Genomic DNA, 16,398 nt, shown 5'->3' with positions numbered 1-16,398 from the left:
CGGCCACGCGCAGCGATCTGCACCGCCGCATTCCAGGCCGCGACAGTCACCGTCCGCACCACGAAGAGCACCTTCAGTAAACAACCGTCTCCGAGGCACCGCTCGCCCTCCGATGCGCGACGACCGTCGGCCGATGACGAGACCCTGGTGCCTCAGAAGATCGACACCGCCGAGAAATAGCAGGTCAAACCGCTGAACTGCAGGGCGAGCGAGAGCTTCAGCAATACCTCCCACCACCCCGTACTACTACCAACTCAGGGTTAAAAAATGGCAACTGCTGCTTGCTGATATCTCAACTCACACCTACTGTGATCCCAGTCGCTCGCTGAACGAAGGAGATCGCAGTGCCTCGCAGTCACGATCCTCGACCGGCCGGCTGGCGGGTCGGCGCCGACATCGGCGGCACGTTCACCGACGTCATCGCGCTGGGCCCGGCCGGCGAGGTCGTCCCGATGAAGGTGCCGTCGACGCCGCCCGACTACGGCGCGGGCGTCGTGACGGCGACGACCGCGGTGCTGTCGTCCGCCGGAACGCGGCCGGAGTCAGTGGTCGCGATGCTGCACGGCACCACCGTCGCCACCAACGCGATCCTGTCGATGAGCGGCGTCCGGACCGCGGTGGTCACCACCCGGGGCTTCCGCGACGTGCTGGAAATCGGGCGGCTGCGCCGTCCGGCGCTGTACGACCTGTCCTGGTCGAAGCCGGAACCGTTGGCCCGCCGGAGGAACCGCTACGAACTCGACCAGCGCATCGCCGCCGACGGACAGCTCTCCCCCGCGACCGACGCGGCCGAAGTCCGTGCGCTGGCCGGGCGATTGCGCGCGGACGGCATCGAAGCGGTGGCTGTGTGCCTGCTCAATTCCTACGTCCGGCCGGACGAGGAGCGCCGGGTCGCCGAGTTGCTGCGCGCCGAATTGCCGGAGGTCTACGTCACCGCGTCGGTCGACGTTTCCCCGCAGCCGCACGAATTCGAACGCACCAGCACGGCCACGGTCAACGCGTACGTCGGCCCGGCGGTGCACGGCTACCTCACCCGGCTGGAAGCGGGGCTGCGCGCGGAAAACGTCCACGCACCGCTGCTGGTCATGCAGTCCAGCGGCGGTTTGCTCGACGCCGCTTCGGTCGCGCAACGGCCGGTGCAGATCATCGAGTCCGGCCCGGCCGCCGGTGTCACCGCGGTGCAGAAGCTGGCGCAGCTGATCGGTCTGTCCACAGTGGTCGCTTTCGACATGGGCGGAACCACGGCGAAGGCGTCGCTGATCGAGCACGGCGAACCGTTCGTCTCGGCGGACTACGAGGTCGGCGGCGGAATGAACGTGGCGCGCGGGCTCAGTTCCGGGGCAGGTTACCCGGTGCGGGCTCCGTCGATCGACATCGCGGAGGTCGGTTCCGGCGGCGGCAGCATCATCTCGGTCGACCCGGCCGGTGCTCTCCACGTCGGGCCGTCGAGCGCCGGGTCGCGTCCGGGCCCGGCCTGCTACGGCCAGGGCGGCGAACTGCCGACCCTGACAGATGCCAACGTCACGCTGGGATACCTCAGCCCGCAGTCGCTTGCGGGCGGCCGCGTCGCGATTCACCCGGACCTTGCCGAAGAAGCACTGTCCACTGTGGCCGAACAGCTCGGCGATGACATACCAGGGACCGCCAGCGGGGCATATCAGGTCGCTGTCTCCAGTATGACAACCGCGGTCAAAGCGGTGACCAGCGAACGAGGCAGGGATCCGCGAGAGGCCACGATGGTCGCGTTCGGCGGCGCGGGTCCGCTTTACGCCGCAGCGCTGGCCCGCGAACTGGGCATCGACACCGTGCTCGTGCCAGTGCACCCCGGGCTTTTCAGCAGTCTCGGCCTGCTCGTCGCCGACACCGAACGGCACGAACTCTCGCCGTACCGCTCCGAGTTCGCTGAGATACCAGCGCTCGCGGCGGAATTCGCCCGGCTGTCCGCGAAGGTGCGCGAGGAACTCGGCGACGACGCGGTCGTGGACCGGTTGCTGGACATGCGCTACCGCGGCCAGCGATTCGAGCTGCGGATCCGAGTCCCCGACGGCGAACTCACCGAGGACCTGCTCGCCGAGACCCGCGCCCGGTTCCACGCCGAACACAAACGCACTTACGGCCGTGCGGGCACCGACGACCTGGTCGAACCGGTCAACCTCCGCGTCCGCGGCAGGCAGCCCACCCCAGTGTCCATTTCGGACGTTCTGGCCCTCCCTGAGCCCGGGAACACCGCACCGAAGACCCGCGAATGCCGTTTCACCGAAACAGTTTCCGCGCCCGTCATCGCCCGGTCCGCACTCGGCGCCGAGCCAGCGGACGGACCGATGATCATCGAAGACATGGACGCCACCACCCTGGTCCCGCCCGGCGCGCAAGCGCACCGCGACCGGTTCAACAACATCGTGATCACCTGGAGTGCCGCATGATCCGCGACGCCGTGACGTTCGAGGTCTTCCGCAACGCCGTCACCGGGATCGCCGACGAAATGGCGATCACCATCCTGCGCACCGCGCATTCGCAGCTCGTCGCGTCCAGCATGGACTTCTCCGCCGCGCTGTGCGACGCCCGCGGCCGGGTGATCGCGCAGGCGAACACGCTGCCGGTGCACCTCGGGTCCATTCCGGCCGCGATGGAGGCGATCTCCGCCGAGTTCGGCGATGCGGTCCGGCCCGGCGACCTCTACCTGCTCAACGACCCGTCGCTCGGCGGCATGCACCTGCCGGACATCTTCGCGGTTTCCCCGGTGTTCACGGGAGAAACGCTGCTCGGCTTCGCGGTCACCGTGGTCAACCACACCGACGTCGGCGGCTGGGCGGCCGGGTCGATGGCAGTCCAGTCGACTAATATCTTTGCCGAGGGAATTCAGATCCCACCGTCGCGGCTGATCGACGCGGGAACCACGAACGAAACCTTCCTGCGCGTGCTGCTGCGCAACGTCCGCGAACCGGAACTCCTGCGCGGCGACCTGGAATCCCAGCTGGCCGCCTGCCACACCGGAGCCGAAGGCCTGCGCGCCCTCGCCGCGCGGCACGGCGTCGAACGGCTCACCGAGCTGATCGACGAACTGCTCGACTACTCCGAAACCCTTCTGCGCGCCGCGCTCGCCGAAGCGGTGCCCGGCACGTACGAGTTCACCGATCACATCGACGACGACGGCCTCGGTTCCGGGCCGATCCCCATCTGCGTCAAGGCAACTCTGTCGGAGTCCGGGATCGAACTCGACTTCACCGGATCCTCGCCGCAGGTCGGCTCCGCGCTCAACGCGACCGAATCGTTCACCCGCTCCGCCGCTTATGCCGCGCTGCAAGGCGTTCTCGCGTCTGACATCCCGGCGAACAGCGGCTTCTACCGCCCGTTCAGCTTCGTCATTCCGGAAGCGTCCATCCTCAATGGACAGCGCCCGGCCGCTCGCGGCGCACGCGGACTGGTCGGCTTCCGTATCATCGACGCGGTGCTCGGCGCGCTCGCCCCGGTGTTCCCGGACCGGGTTCCCGCCGCGGGCGAAGGCGGTCCGGACGGCATCGCGATCGGGCTCGTCGGGCCGGACGGCGCGTCCATGGTGCTGTGGGATCCGCTCGCCGGCGCGTGGGGCGCCCGGCCCGACCGCGACGGCGTCGACGGGATCAGCTCGCTGGGCGCGAACCTGACCAACACCCCGGTCGAAGAACTCGAACGCTCCGGCCACCTCCGCATCGACGGCTACGGCTACCTGCCCGACAGCGGCGGCGCGGGACGCTGGCGCGGCGGCCTCGCGACGTTCCGCGACATGACGCTGCTGGCTCCCGATGCCAGCGTGCAGATCCGGTCCGACCGGCGGAAGTTCCTGCCGTACGGACTGTCCGGCGGCGCGCCGGGGACTCCGTCGCTCAACGTGCTCGACCGAGGCGGACCGAATGAGCGCGTGCTGGAGTCCAAACCGCATTTCGCCATGACCGCCGGGTCCCGCCACCGGCACGTGACCGCGGGCGGGGGCGGTCACGGACATCCGTTCGGCCGTGAGCCGGAGCGGGTGCTCGAAGACGTCCTGGACGGCAAAGTCACCCGTGAAGGGGCCGAACGGGACTACGGCGTCGTCATCGACGACGGGGGGATCGACCAGGCCGCCACCGCCGCCGCACGCGGCGGGGTGCGCTGACGCACCACCACTCCCATTCCCCGACAGATCGGACTTCGCCATGAGTTCCCATGTCGCCGCCGGCCGGAGCGCTGTCGCCCCGCGCACCTGGCGGAAAGCGGGCATCCGGATCATCCCGCTGGTCGGTCTCGCCTACGTGGCCAGCTACATCGACCGGGCCAACGTCGGCTACCTCGCCGCCCCGATGTCGCGCGACCTGCACCTGAGCACCGGCCAGATCGGGCTCGCCGCCGGGCTGTTCTTCATCGGCTACATCCTCGTCGAGGTGCCGAGCAACCTGGCGCTGCGGCGGTTCGGCGCGCGGAAGTGGATCGCGCGCATCATGATCACCTGGGGCCTGGTCACCGCGGCCACCTCCGCGGTGAATTCGGCCGCGACGCTTTATCTGGCCCGGCTTTTGCTCGGGTTCGCCGAGGCCGGGCTCGCCGCCGGGATCCTGCTCTACCTGACGCTGTGGTTCCCGCGCCGCCAGCGGTCCTGGGCGTTGTCGGCGTTCTTCCTGATGACACCGGTGGCCTCGATCATCGGCTCGCCGCTGGCCGCCGCACTGCTCGAATGGGGCCAGCAGCTGTTCGGCATCGCGGGCTGGCGGGCGTTGTTCCTGGTCGAGGGCCTGCTGACGGTCGTGGTCAGCGTATTGGTCTTCGTCTTCCTTCCCGACCGCCCGGCCACCGCGCGCTGGCTCGACGACGAGGAGAAGGCCGCGATCGAGGCGACGCTGGCGGCGGAGGCCGAAGAACACCGGGCCCACGGCGCGCTTTCCGGGCTGCGCGAGGCGCTGACCAGCCGCCGAGTCTGGGTCATGGCCGTGACGTGGTTCGCCATCGCATTCGGGCTCTACCCGCTCCAGTTCTTCCTGCCGACGATGCTCCGGTCGATCACGCACAGCATCGGCGGCGCCGGAGACGTCAGCAGCGTCCTGTTGTCCGCGATCCCGTACGCGGTGGCCTTGCTGGCGCTGCTGGCGTGGGCGCGGTTCGCGGCCCGGCGTACTGCAGTCACCGCCACTGCCATACCAATGGCGCTCGGTATTGTCGGCCTGCTGCTCGCGACGATCACCAGCAGCGGCACGTTATTCGTGATCGCGGTGTGCCTGAGCGTCTCCGGGATTCTCACCGCGATGCCGCAGTTCTGGCGGATCCCGGCGATCGGGCTGACCGGCGCGGCCGCCGCGTCCGGGATCGCGCTGATCAACTCGGTCAGCAACCTCAGCGGGTTCATCGGCCCGTACTTCACCGGCGCGGTCGCGTCGGCGACCGGCAGTTTCACCTATGCGCTGCTGGCGATCGCGATCATCATGACGGCAGGACTGGCCGCCCTGCTCACCACGGGACGGCGGATGGAACGACTGGACGGGGACCTTTCATGACCACTGCGCTGATCGTCGGCGACCTCCAGCGGGGCATCACGGACGGCTACCCGTTCGCTCGCCAAGTCGTCCCTCCGCTCACCGCGCTGCTGCCGCGGGCCCGGGAAGCGGGGGTGCTCGTCGTCTTCGTGCACTTCGCCATGCGGGACAACGGAACCGACCTGCCCGACAGCGAGCTGTACCGTTCGTTCTTCGACGCCGGAGACGCTTTCCACGAGGGTTCGCCGGGCACCGAATTGACGCTGCCGGTCGCCGAAGAGGACGTCGTCGTCCTGAAGCGCCGGGCCAGCGCGTTCGCGGGCACGGACCTCGACCTCGTGCTCCGCGCCCGGGGTGTCCGCGAGATCGCGGTCGCCGGCGTGGCGACCAGCGCGATGGTCACCGCGACGTGCTACGACGCGGCGGATCGCGGTTACCAGGTGACGGTGCTGCGCGACGGATGCGCCGACGGCGACCAAACCGTCAACGACTTCTTGCTGGACAAGGTCTTCCCCAGCCGGGGATTCGAAGTCGTGTCCTGCGCCGAGTGGAGCGGAGGCACCGCGTGAACGCGGCGTTGCAAGACCGGCTCCGCACCGAACTCGGCGAACGCCGGCTGCGGCGCGATCTCGTGGTCTCCGGTGCGCAGGGACCGACGCTGCGCGTGGACGGCGAGACGCTGGTCAACCTCGCCTCCAACGACTACCTCGGTCTCGCCGGTTCTCCGGAAGTCCTTGCCGCGGCCCAAGAAGCGATGCGCGACCAAGGACTCGGCGTAGCCGCCGGCCGCGTGCTCTGCGGTACCCGGAGTGTCCACAGTGCACTCGAGACCGCCATCGCCGAACTGGTCGGCACCGAGGACGCCGTGCTGTACGGCTCGTGCTTCGACGCGAACCTCGGCGTCTTCGCCGCCCTGCTCGGCCCGGACGACGTGATCTTCAGCGACGAGCTCAACCACGCCAGCCTGATCGACGGCATCCGGCTGTCGCAAGCCCAGCGGCGCGTCTACGCGCACTCAGATCTCAACGAGCTTGAGCGATATCTCAACGAGAGCGCGGACGCACGGCACCGGCTGATCGTGACCGACGGCGTGTTCAGCATGGACGGCGACCTCGCCGCGCTCCCCCAGCTCGCCGAACTGGCGCGGCGTTACGACGCGGCGCTGCTGGTCGACGACTCGCATGCGACCGGCGTGCTCGGTGGCGGTACCGCCGAGCACTTCGGGCTGGCCGGCGACGTCGACCTCGTGACCGGGACGCTCGGCAAGGCGCTCGGCGGCGCGGCCGGAGGCTTCGTCGCCGGGTCGCGCGCGGTCGCCGAAACCCTTCGTCAGGTTTCGCGTCCGTACATCTTCACCAACGCGATGGCACCTCCGCTGGCGGCGGCCGCACTGACCGCGATCCGGATCGCCGCCGACCGTCCGCAACTGCGGGAACGCTTGGCCGCCAGCACTTCCTGGCTCCGCGGCGCATTGCAGGATCTCGGGTACGAGGTGCTGCCCGGCGAACACCCGATCGTCCCGGTGATGCTGCGAGGCGCAACGCTCGCCGTTGATATTGCAGCGGCCCTGCGTCGCGAAGGCATCCTCGTCTTCGCACTCTCGCACCCGGTCGTCCCGGCCGGTGAAGAGCGGATCCGCGTACAGGTCTCGGCGGCGCACACACCGGAGCACCTCGAACAGGCAGTCGCCGCTTTCGGCCGGGTGCGCGCCCTGGTGGCGGCCGCATGAGCACCGTCGAAAACCTCCGCGCTCCGACCAGCGCCGACAGCCGCGAACTGGCCGGCCGGGTCGCGATCGTGACCGGCGGCGCGAGCGGCATGGGCCTGGCGACCGTGCACGCCCTGGCCCGCCGGGGAGCGACCGTCGTGGTGTTCGACCCCGCCGCGCGAGACGCCGAGGAGCTGGCGGCAACGCTTTCGGTTCCGGCGGAGCGGATCCGGTCGCTCGCGGTGGACGTCACGGACGGCGATCGGGTCGGCCGCGCGTTCGACGCGGTGCTGGCCGGCCAGACCCGGCTCGACATCCTGGTCAACGCGGCCTGTATCGCACCACCGACCGCGTTTGAAGATATCACCGAAGCCGAGTGGAATCGCGTCCTCGCGGTCAGCGTGCACGGGACTTTCCTGTGCTGCCAACGCGCGCTGCCCGCGATGCGCGCCACCGGCTGGGGCCGCATCGTCAACTTCTCGTCCACCGCCGGCAAAACGATCAGCACCGCGGGCGGCGCGCACTACACGACGGCCAAGCACGGCGTCCTCGGCCTCACCCGGCACCTCGCCAAGACCTGCGGGCCGGACGGGATCACGGTCAACGCCGTCTGCCCGGGCCTGATCGACACGCCGATGGCCCGCGGCCTGCTTCCCGCCGCGGCGCTCGACGAAGCCACCCGGTCTTTCCCGGTGCCGCGCGCCGGACTGCCCTGGGAGGTCGCGGAACTCGTCGCGTTCCTCGCGTCCGACCGGGCGGCCTACATCACCGGCGCCGCGATCGACATCAACGGCGGCGACCTCATCGTCTGATCTTCTCCCGAAAACCCTTGCCACGCCGCAGCACTTGAGCCCAGTGCTGCCCAAAACCCTTACCAGAAGGCGAGTTCTCTCGTGCACCCCATCATCCGACACCGCATCGGCGGCCGGGAAACCACCGGTCATTCGACCCGGACCGCACCGGTGTGGAACCCCGCGACCGGCGAGCGTCAAGCCGACGTCCTGCTCGCCGAACCCGCCGACGTCGACGCCGCGGTGCGGGCCGCCCGCCTCGCGCTTCCGGACTGGGCCGACACCTCGGTCATGCGCCGGTCGCGGCTCATGTTCGCGTTCCGCAATCTGGTCGAGAAGCACCTCGACGACCTGGCGCGGATCGTGTCCGCCGAGCACGGCAAGGTCTTCGAGGACGCGAAGGGCGAACTCGTCCGCGGCCTGGAGGTGATCGATTTCGCCTGCGGGATCCCGCAATTGCTCAAGGGAGAGTATTCCGACCAGGTCTCCACCGGCGTCGACCTGTTCTCGTTCCGGCAGCCGCTCGGCGTGTGCGCGGGCATCACGCCGTTCAATTTCCCCGCCATGGTACCGATGTGGATGCACCCGATCGCCGTCGCGACCGGCAACACGTTCGTGCTCAAACCGTCCGAACGCGACCCTTCCGCGGCGAACTTCGTCGCCGAACTCTACGCCGAAGCCGGGTTGCCGGACGGGGTTTTCAACGTCGTGCACGGCGACAAAGTCGCGGTCGACGCGTTGCTGGACCATCCGGACATCGCCGCGGTGTCGTTCGTCGGCTCGACGCCGATCGCGCGATACGTCCACGAACGCGCGACCGTGAACGGCAAGCGCGTGCAGGCGCTCGGCGGTGCGAAGAACCACGCTGTCGTCCTGCCCGACGCCGATCTCGAAAACGCCGCCGAGCACCTGGTTTCCGCCGCGTACGGATCGGCGGGCCAGCGCTGTATGGCGATTTCCGTCGCGGTCGCGGTCGGTGACGTAGCCGAGCCGCTGGTCAAACTGATCGGCGAAAAGGCCCGCGCGATCAAGGTCGGCCCGGGCCTGACGCCAGGATCCGAGATGGGACCGGTCGTGTCGCCGGAAGCGCTCGAACGCGTCCGGGGCTACCTCGACGCCGGTGTCGCCGAGGGTGCCGAACTCGTGATCGACGGACGGGACCTCGCCGTCGACGGAGGCGGATTCTTCGTGGGGCCAACGCTTTTCGACGGCGTGACGCCCGAAATGACGGTGTACCGCGATGAGATCTTCGGACCGGTGCTCGTGGTCGTGCACGTCGATTCGCTGACCGAGGCGATCGACCTGATCAACGCGAGCGAGTGGGCCAACGGCACCGCGATTTTCACCGGCAGCGGCCGGGCGGCACGGCAGTTCCAGCGGTCGGTGCAGGTCGGGATGATCGGGGTGAACGTCCCGATCCCGGTGCCGATGGCGTTCTACTCGTTCGGCGGCTGGAAGCAGTCGCTGTTCGGCGCGCACCATATGCACGGCCCCGAAGGCGTCGCCTTCTATACCCGGGCCAAGGCCGTGACCAGCCGCTGGCCGGAGTCGGCGGAGGAGGCGAGCCTGCACTTCCCGACCGCGATCTGACCGCGTCGCGGCCCGGGGAAATCGCTCTCCCCGGGCCGCGACCGGTCAGCTCAGCGGGATTTCGATGTTCGCCCGGCTGACAGACGTGCTCTTGGTCAGCACCTGAAGCACGTCGCGGCGCACGCGCTCGCAGCGAGCCTGCATCGAGGCGCGTGCTCCCTGCTCGTCCCGGTCGCGCAGGCTCTGGAAAATCGCCTGCAGCTCGCCCGGCGGGCTCGCGACGTCCGGAGCGATCATCAGCACCAGCCGCAGCACCCGCTCCAGTTCGTCGAGCACGTCGACGAGCGATTTGACGAGCCGGTTGTTGCCGCTGAAGTGGGCCATGATGGCCTCGAACTCGATCCCGACCGGCAGCCAGTCGTCGAGTTCCGTCTCGCCCGCCACGTAAGCGGACGCGATCTTCGACAGTATTTCGAGCCGTTCGAGCGCCGCTCCCGAGATGCCGTTCCGCGCCGCTTCGGCAGCCGCCTCGGCGGCCAGCAGCGACCGCAGGCCGCACAGATCGTCAGTGTCCTGCAACGTGATCGAGCTGACGAGGTAGCCCGCCCGCGGAAGCGCGCTGACCAGTCCGTCGCGCCGCAGCCGGGCCAGCGCCTCGCGCACCGGCGTTTTGCTGATCTGCCACTGCTGCGCGAGCGACGTCTCGGTGAAACTGCTGCCGGGCCGCAGCGTCAGATCGATGATCTGGCGCCGGATCGCCCGGTAGGCCTGGCTGGTCCGGTCGAGGCCGGATTCATCCTTGCCGACCAGCAGCAATGCGGGAATGTGCGGCGTTCCGGCGAGGACGTCGTGGATGTCGGACACCCGCACAGAATACCAGTACCGGCGGTTGGTATGGCAGAAGCGTCTCACTGGAGACCCCCAGAGATATCTACTCTTGCTACTGATATCTCAGTGTGCGAGGCTGTTTTCATGCCGCCAAGCAGTTCGACCTCCTGGGTTCTCCCCGCTTCCGGCGACGTCCCGGCACTGGGCGCGATGAGCGCCCGCGACCGGGCCCGCCGCACCGGCGTCCCGATGCTCCCGCTCGTGGGCGCCCCGGTCCTGCCGATGCCCGAGCACGTGCGCGAGGCGGTCCGCCAGGCGATGGACAAACCCGACCCGCGCGACAGCCGGGGGCTTCCCGAACTCCGGTCGGCCATCGCCGCGGAACTCGGCCCGGACGTCGACCCCGAGCGCCGGTTGCTGGTGACGCACGGCGCGCAGCACGGGCTTTCCCTTGTGCTGCGCACCGTTCTCGCACCCGGCGACGAGGTGATCGTGCCGACCCCCTCGTACTTCTTCGACGGCGCGATCCGCGAATCCGGCGCGGTGCCCGCGTACGTCCCGTCCCTAGAGGACTGGGCCTTCGATCTCGACGGCATCGCCGCCGCGGTCACCTCCCGCAGCCGTGCCGTCCTGTTGTGCAATCCGGTCAATCCCACCGGCTACCTCCCCAATGCCGAAACCGTCGCCGCGGTGGTCGGCCTCGCCGCCCGCCACGGCCTTCTCGTTATCTCGGACGATTCGTGGCGGCATTTCGCTTTCGACCGGCTTGAACACCATCCGATCGAGCGACTCTCCGGGGAATGGCCGCACCTGGTCACCGTCACCAGCCTCAGCAAGTACTACGCGCTCGCGACCTGGCGGCTCGGCTACGTGCTGGCCCCGCCGGAACTCGTCGACGCGATGGAACGCCGCCTGCAATGGGAAGCCGTGTGCTGCGGCGCGATTCCGCAGCACGCCGCGGTCGCCGCCCTCACCGGGCCGCGCGAGTGGCTCGACCGGGAGCTAGCGATGTACCAGCGGAAACGCGACCTCGTGTGCGACGGCATCGCGGCCAGCGGCCTCCCCGCCCCGGTGCGCCCCGGCGGCGGCGCGTTCCTGCTCGCCGACTGCGGCCTCCTCGGCGACACTCCGGAAGACATCGACCGCGCCTTGCTGCGCAACGGCGTCCCGTCGATCCGAGGCGCCGATCTGCACGCCCCGGAAACCCATGTGCGGCTCACTTTCGGCGCGTCGGAACCAGTGCTGAAGGAGCTGGTCAGCGCGCTGAAACAAGCCCTCGGGAAGTCGTAACTGAACCGGTTTCACAGCGTCGGAGAAGTCCGCTACTCTCAGTACGGCATCTATCACCGTGTCAACACGCGGGAGGTACGCGTCGTGGCCGACGCTGTCAACGCACCGCCGGGGGTCAACCCGAACCAGTCGAGCGCGGCCCGCGTTTACGACTATCTCCTGGGCGGGAAAGACAATTACGAGGTCGACCGGCAGGTAGCCAGGGAAGCCGCCCGGGTGATGCCGGACATCGCGGAGACCGCGCGGGTCAACCGGCATCTGATGACCCGGATCTGCCGCTTCCTCGCCTATCACGCGGGCGTCCGCCAATTCATCGACTGCGGGTCCGGCATGCCGACCGCGGAAAACGTGCACCAGATCGTGCAGCGGGCCGACCCGCAGACGAAGGTCGTCTACGTCGACTACGACCCGGTGGTGGCCAGCCACGGGCGGGCGCTGCTCGACGAAAACGAGTTCACCGAATACATCCAGGCGGATTTCTTCGACCCGCCGAGCATTCTCGACCACCCGACGGTCAACGAGCACCTCGACTGGGACCAGCCGATCGCGGTGCTGTTCCTGCTCGCCCTGCACCACCAGACCGGCGACCGCGAGGTGCCGGCGAAGGTGACGAAGGAATTCATCGACCGGCTCCCGTCCGGTTCGTACGTGGCGATCTCGCACCTGCTCGACGCCCACGACGGTTCCGAGGACGACGAGGCGGTGCAGGGCATCGTCGAGTCCGTCCACAACGGCTCGATGAAAGACGTCTCGTCCCGCACCCGCGAGGAGATCAAGGAACTGTTCCACGACATGGAGCTGATCCCGAGCGGACCGAACAAGCCGGCGGAAATCGTGCCGGTGGTCGAATGGTGGCCGGACGGCCCGCTGCTGGGCGAGCCGACAGTGGCGCAGCGGATCGTGGCCGTCGGGGTCGCCCGGAAACCCTGACGGCGCACCAGGTTTGCCGCGGGCCGGTGTTCCCGCCGAGCTTCTGGCTCGGCCGGAGCACCGGCCCGTTGTCGTGTGTCGCGGAAACCCTTACCGCACAACAGGTCTGCCGCAGGGGCGTCACGATTCGACCGGCACCGGCTCCGGCTCCGCGACCGGCACCGATGCCGTGGAACGCCGCAGCGCGACCATCCCGACCACCGCGAACACCACCACGATCGCCGCGCCGATCCCGGCCACCGTGTGCAGCCCCGAAGTGAACGCATCCCGCGCCGTGGCCAGCAACTGCTCTCCCGTCGCGCCGGGCAGCGTCGCCGACGCCTGTATCGCACCGGCCATGCTGTCGGTCGCCTGAGCGGCCGTCGCGGCGGGCACGTGCGCCGGGATCGAGATCTGGCTCCGGTACACCGCCGTCGCGACGCTGCCGAACACCGCGATCCCCATGGCGATCCCGAATTCCGCGCTGGTCTCCGACATCGCCGAAGCCGCGCCGGCCCGCTGCGGCGGGACCGAACCGACCACCATTTCGGTGCACAGCACGCCCTGCGGCCCCATCCCGAAGCTCGCGATCGACATGCCCAGCACCACGAAGGTCACGCCGCCCGAGCCGCTGGCCAACGTGAACAACAGGATTCCGCCCGCCGCGACCAGCATTCCGAAGCCCAGCACGAATTCCGGACGGAACCGGCGCGCCAGCCGAGGCGCGATCAGCGACCCGACGACCACCGCGAGCGCCTGCGGAACCAGCAGCAGCCCGGCGTCGACGGTGCTCAGCCCGGCGACCATTTGCAGATACTGGCTGACCAACAGGAAAACCCCGCCCATGGTGACCGCGCCGACGAACATGATCGCCACCGCCGCACTGAACGCGCGCACCCGGAACAGCCGCAGGTCGAGCAGCGGGTGCTCCAGCCGCTGCTGCCGCCGGACGAACACCACGCCAACCGCGAGACCTGCGGCGAGCACGACGATTTCGGTCAGGGACAAGCCATTCTTGGCGATTTCCTTGAGCGCGTAGATGACCGGCAGGATCGCGGCGAGCGACAGGCCGACGCTGGCGAGGTCGAGCCGTCCGGCCGAGGTGTCGCGGTATTCCGGCAGCAGCTTCGGCGCGGTCGCGAGCAGCAGGACCATGACCGGCACGCCCATCAGGAACACCGAACCCCAGCGGAAATGCTCAAGCAGGAACCCGCCGGCGACCGGGCCGACCACCATCCCGCCCATGAAACAGCTCATCCACACCGCGATCGCGGTGCCGCGCTGTTTGGGGTTCTGGAACATGTTGCTGATCAACGCGAGCGTCGACGGCATGAGCGTCGCCCCGGCGATCCCGAGCACCGCCCGCGCGGCGATCAGCATTTCCGGACTGGTCGCGAACGCCGCCGCGACCGACGCGAGCCCGAACGCGCCGCCGCCGATCATCAGCAGCTTCCGCCTGCCGATCCGGTCGCCGAGGGTGCCCATCGTGACGAGGAATCCGGCGATCATGAAGCCGTAGATGTCGATAATCCACAGCAATTGCGTCGCCGACGGCCGCAGATCCGCGGCGAGGTGCGGAACCGCGAGGTGCAGCACGCTCATGTCCAGCGACAACAGCACGGTCGGCAGGGCCAGCACCGCCAGGCCCAGCCACTCGCGTCGTCCTGCACTCATTTCTCTCTCCCCTGAAGTCGTCTCGTCGGTGGTCTCACTGACGCGACGATCGGGGTGCGGGCGGATCGACATCCCGGGGGAAACTTCTTCGGGCGGGTTTCTCGAGCAGGCTGGACGACCTATCCGACGAGGCCGTCCCCGCAGTTGCTTCTCTCCTGCCGGATCAGGCCACCGCGTACTTCCCGAGCGCAGGTTCCAGCAGGTCGAACGCCCTCCGCCCCTCCTTCGCAACCGTCTCCGCGATCTCGTCGTCCGGACGTCCGGCCAGGGTCAGCTCCTCGATCCGCTCGAACAGGCTGTGGTGCACCGCCCCCAGCACCGCGGCCGCAGTCCGGACGGTGATGTCCGACAGGTCGCTGCCCGCCGCCTCCGCCAGTGCGTCGGCCAAGGCCCGCTCCCGCCGTTGGTGCAGGCCCCGCAGGCACGCGGACAACGTCGGGCTCTCGGCGATCATCCGGCTGAACTCCAGCCCCGCGAACCCGATCACCGGGTCCTTCGCGGCCACTGCGGCTTCGAACGCCCGCCGCAGCGCCGCGAGCGCGGATTCCCCTGGTTCCCGCGACGACACCGCGGCCGCCAGGGTCGCGACGAACTCCTCCTGGTGGTCCAGGACCAGGTCTTCCTTGCGGGCGAAGTAGTTGGTCACCGTCTTCTTCGCGACCCGCGCGGCCGCCGCGACCTGGGCGATCGTCGTCTCCTCGAAGCCCTGCTCCAGGAAAAGCCGCGTCGCGTGGTCGGAGATCAGCTGGCGCGTCTCCTGCTTCTTGACTTCCCGAAGGCCTGGCTCCATCGAAAACTTACCTCCGACGTAATTTTACCTTGACACCCGACCAGCGCCTCGGCATACTTTTACTACCGACGTAAACATAGCCCGAAGGAGAACCACTTGTCGATTGCCGCTCTCCCGTCGCTCGCGGACCAGGCAGACCGCCTGATCTCGCTGGGGGTGCCCGAAATCGCGCAGCTTTCCGCCGATGACCTGCGTGCTTTCGCGGCAGACCACAGCGATTCCGACGGCGCACTGCTGGCGATCCACCCGGATCGGGCACCCGCGTCGGCGCTCTCGCCGCTGCTCCGCCGCGAGGGCAAAGCCGGATTCGTCGTCACCGACATGGCGGACGTCGACCAGTTCGCGCCGCGCGACGTCGACCTGCCCGACGCGCCGCTGTACCTGGTCACCGGCATCGACCGCGGCGACGAGATGGGGAACTGGAGCCCGGAGGAGGCCCTGCCCGCGATCACCAAGGCCGGACGCAGTCCGCTGCTGCTCACCGAGGGGATCCAGTGGGTGCTGCACCAGCCGTCGGCGCTCGAGCGCAATCATTGCTTCATGACCATCGGCTCCCGGCTGCGCAAGGAGAACGGCAAGTTCGATTCCCGCACGCCGGCGCTGTGGATCAGCAACGGCACCGGCCGCGACGGCAGCGAACGGCGCAACGCTCCCAAGGTCGGCTGGTGCTGGTGGAACAACCGGCACACCTGGCTGGGCTTCGGGTCCGCCGCCGCCCGCCGCTGAGCCATCGACCCCGAGGAGAGTTCCCATTTTCCCTGATCCGACCGTCCTGCACCCGATGCCCGAACAGCCGCGGGTGGTGCTGCTGAAGCCCCTGGTCACTTCGCCGCTGATCGACGTCGGCGAGTTCTCCTACTACGACGACCCGGACGATCCGACCGCCTTCGAGACCCGCAACGTGCTGTACCACTACGGGCCGGAGAAGCTCGTGATCGGCAAGTACTGCGCGCTCGGCGAGGGCGTGCGGTTCATCATGAACGGCGCGAACCACCGGATGGACGGGCCGTCGACGTTCCCGTTCCCGATCATGGGCGGCGACTGGGCCGAGCATTTCGACGTCATCACCGGCCTGCCCGGCCGCGGCGACACGGTGCTGGGCAACGACGTCTGGCTCGGCTACGGCGCGATGGTCATGCCGGGCGTCCGCATCGGGCACGGCGCGGTCGTCGCGTCCGGCGCCGTCGTGGTGGACGACGTGCCGGACTACGGCATCGTCGGCGGCAATCCGGCCAAGCTGATCCGGCGGCGGTACAGCGACGAGGACGTCGAGCGACTGCTGGCGATCGCGTGGTGGGACTGGCCGTTGGACCATCTCACCAAACACGTCCGCACGGTCATGTCCGGCAGCGTCGACGAACTGGCGAAGGCCGCGGCCGAACTTTCGTGACTCGGTAA

At 69.0% G+C, this 16,398-nt stretch carries 14 protein-coding genes; 11 read left to right on the top strand and 3 right to left on the bottom strand.

The genetic code is table 11. The features are described from left to right. Window positions 1–344 precede the first annotated feature (344 nt). The 7 genes from ACZ7OI_RS40035 (at window position 345) to ACZ7OI_RS40005 (ending at window position 9,569) form a co-directional block, all read left to right on the top strand. Window positions 345–2,423, top strand: a complete 2,079-nt coding sequence (locus ACZ7OI_RS40035) for a hydantoinase/oxoprolinase family protein (protein WP_470269341.1) — start codon at window positions 345–347, stop codon at window positions 2,421–2,423. Then, entirely contained in the window at window positions 2,420–4,132 is a 1,713-nt protein-coding gene (locus tag ACZ7OI_RS40030; RefSeq protein WP_470269340.1) for a hydantoinase B/oxoprolinase family protein, read from the top strand. The genes ACZ7OI_RS40035 and ACZ7OI_RS40030 overlap by 4 nt, the downstream gene beginning before the upstream one ends. Before the next feature lie 40 nt (window positions 4,133–4,172). Continuing rightward, on the top strand, window positions 4,173–5,501 hold the full coding sequence (locus tag ACZ7OI_RS40025) for an MFS transporter (RefSeq protein ID WP_470269339.1): 1,329 nt from the start codon (window positions 4,173–4,175) through the stop codon (window positions 5,499–5,501). Beyond that, the gene (locus tag ACZ7OI_RS40020) at window positions 5,498–6,049 is read left to right on the top strand and encodes a cysteine hydrolase family protein (protein WP_470269338.1); all 552 of its coding nucleotides are present in this window, start codon (window positions 5,498–5,500) and stop codon (window positions 6,047–6,049) included. The genes ACZ7OI_RS40025 and ACZ7OI_RS40020 overlap by 4 nt, the downstream gene beginning before the upstream one ends. After that, window positions 6,046–7,209, top strand: a complete 1,164-nt coding sequence (locus ACZ7OI_RS40015) for a glycine C-acetyltransferase (RefSeq protein ID WP_470269337.1) — start codon at window positions 6,046–6,048, stop codon at window positions 7,207–7,209. The genes ACZ7OI_RS40020 and ACZ7OI_RS40015 overlap by 4 nt, the downstream gene beginning before the upstream one ends. After that, window positions 7,206–8,000, top strand: coding sequence for an SDR family NAD(P)-dependent oxidoreductase (locus ACZ7OI_RS40010; protein ID WP_470269336.1), 795 nt, complete (start codon window positions 7,206–7,208; stop codon window positions 7,998–8,000). The genes ACZ7OI_RS40015 and ACZ7OI_RS40010 overlap by 4 nt, the downstream gene beginning before the upstream one ends. A gap of 81 nt (window positions 8,001–8,081) precedes the next feature. Next, window positions 8,082–9,569 carry a CoA-acylating methylmalonate-semialdehyde dehydrogenase gene (locus ACZ7OI_RS40005; protein WP_470269335.1) on the top strand — a complete coding sequence of 496 codons (1,488 nt, stop codon included), beginning with the start codon at window positions 8,082–8,084 and terminating at the stop codon, window positions 9,567–9,569. 45 nt (window positions 9,570–9,614) lie between these two features. Here ACZ7OI_RS40005 and ACZ7OI_RS40000 read toward each other — a convergent pair whose 3' ends face one another. Then, entirely contained in the window at window positions 9,615–10,373 is a 759-nt protein-coding gene (locus ACZ7OI_RS40000; protein ID WP_470269334.1) for a GntR family transcriptional regulator, read from the bottom strand. A 108-nt stretch (window positions 10,374–10,481) separates the two neighbouring features. On the opposite strand from ACZ7OI_RS40000, the gene ACZ7OI_RS39995 reads away from it, so the two are divergent. Next, window positions 10,482–11,627, top strand: coding sequence for a pyridoxal phosphate-dependent aminotransferase (locus ACZ7OI_RS39995; RefSeq protein WP_470269333.1), 1,146 nt, complete (start codon window positions 10,482–10,484; stop codon window positions 11,625–11,627). An 84-nt stretch (window positions 11,628–11,711) separates the two neighbouring features. Further along, a complete protein-coding gene (locus ACZ7OI_RS39990) occupies window positions 11,712–12,557 on the top strand; it encodes an SAM-dependent methyltransferase (RefSeq protein WP_470269332.1) in 846 nt (281 codons plus the stop codon). Window positions 12,558–12,677: 120 nt separating this feature from the next. On the opposite strand, the gene ACZ7OI_RS39985 is transcribed toward ACZ7OI_RS39990, so the two are convergent. Both ACZ7OI_RS39985 and ACZ7OI_RS39980 read right to left on the bottom strand, forming a co-directional pair. Continuing rightward, on the bottom strand, window positions 12,678–14,282 hold the full coding sequence (locus ACZ7OI_RS39985) for an MFS transporter (protein WP_470269331.1): 1,605 nt from the start codon (window positions 14,280–14,282) through the stop codon (window positions 12,678–12,680). Window positions 14,283–14,373: 91 nt separating this feature from the next. Further along, a complete protein-coding gene (locus ACZ7OI_RS39980) occupies window positions 14,374–15,000 on the bottom strand; it encodes a TetR/AcrR family transcriptional regulator (protein WP_470269330.1) in 627 nt (208 codons plus the stop codon). A 96-nt stretch (window positions 15,001–15,096) separates the two neighbouring features. Between ACZ7OI_RS39980 and ACZ7OI_RS39975 the strand changes: the two genes are divergently transcribed. Together ACZ7OI_RS39975 and ACZ7OI_RS39970 are read left to right on the top strand one after the other, a co-directional pair. Continuing rightward, window positions 15,097–15,726 carry a DUF5701 family protein gene (locus ACZ7OI_RS39975; protein WP_470269329.1) on the top strand — a complete coding sequence of 210 codons (630 nt, stop codon included), beginning with the start codon at window positions 15,097–15,099 and terminating at the stop codon, window positions 15,724–15,726. A 55-nt stretch (window positions 15,727–15,781) separates the two neighbouring features. Then, window positions 15,782–16,390, top strand: a complete 609-nt coding sequence (locus ACZ7OI_RS39970; RefSeq protein ID WP_470269328.1) for a CatB-related O-acetyltransferase — start codon at window positions 15,782–15,784, stop codon at window positions 16,388–16,390. The last annotated feature ends 8 nt before the right edge of the window (window positions 16,391–16,398 follow it).

The organism is Amycolatopsis sp. NPDC114503 (assembly GCF_055633655.1).
The sequence above is the reverse complement of the archived record's forward strand: the minus strand, read 5'-3'. Positions and strand labels throughout refer to the sequence as shown.

What these genes read in the sequence shown, in the direction of transcription:
- ACZ7OI_RS39980 (WP_470269330.1), bottom strand. Translation starts at nt 15,000, where the DNA reads ATGGAGCCAGGCCTTCGGGAAGTCAAGAAGCAGGAGACGCGCCAGCTG.
- ACZ7OI_RS40010 (WP_470269336.1), top strand. Translation starts at nt 7,206, where the DNA reads ATGAGCACCGTCGAAAACCTCCGCGCTCCGACCAGCGCCGACAGCCGC.
- ACZ7OI_RS40020 (WP_470269338.1), top strand. Translation starts at nt 5,498, where the DNA reads ATGACCACTGCGCTGATCGTCGGCGACCTCCAGCGGGGCATCACGGAC.
- ACZ7OI_RS39970 (WP_470269328.1), top strand. Translation starts at nt 15,782, where the DNA reads ATGCCCGAACAGCCGCGGGTGGTGCTGCTGAAGCCCCTGGTCACTTCG.
- ACZ7OI_RS40025 (WP_470269339.1), top strand. Translation starts at nt 4,173, where the DNA reads ATGAGTTCCCATGTCGCCGCCGGCCGGAGCGCTGTCGCCCCGCGCACC.
- ACZ7OI_RS39985 (WP_470269331.1), bottom strand. Translation starts at nt 14,282, where the DNA reads ATGTCGATCCGCCCGCACCCCGATCGTCGCGTCAGTGAGACCACCGAC.
- ACZ7OI_RS39995 (WP_470269333.1), top strand. Translation starts at nt 10,482, where the DNA reads ATGCCGCCAAGCAGTTCGACCTCCTGGGTTCTCCCCGCTTCCGGCGAC.
- ACZ7OI_RS40030 (WP_470269340.1), top strand. Translation starts at nt 2,420, where the DNA reads ATGATCCGCGACGCCGTGACGTTCGAGGTCTTCCGCAACGCCGTCACC.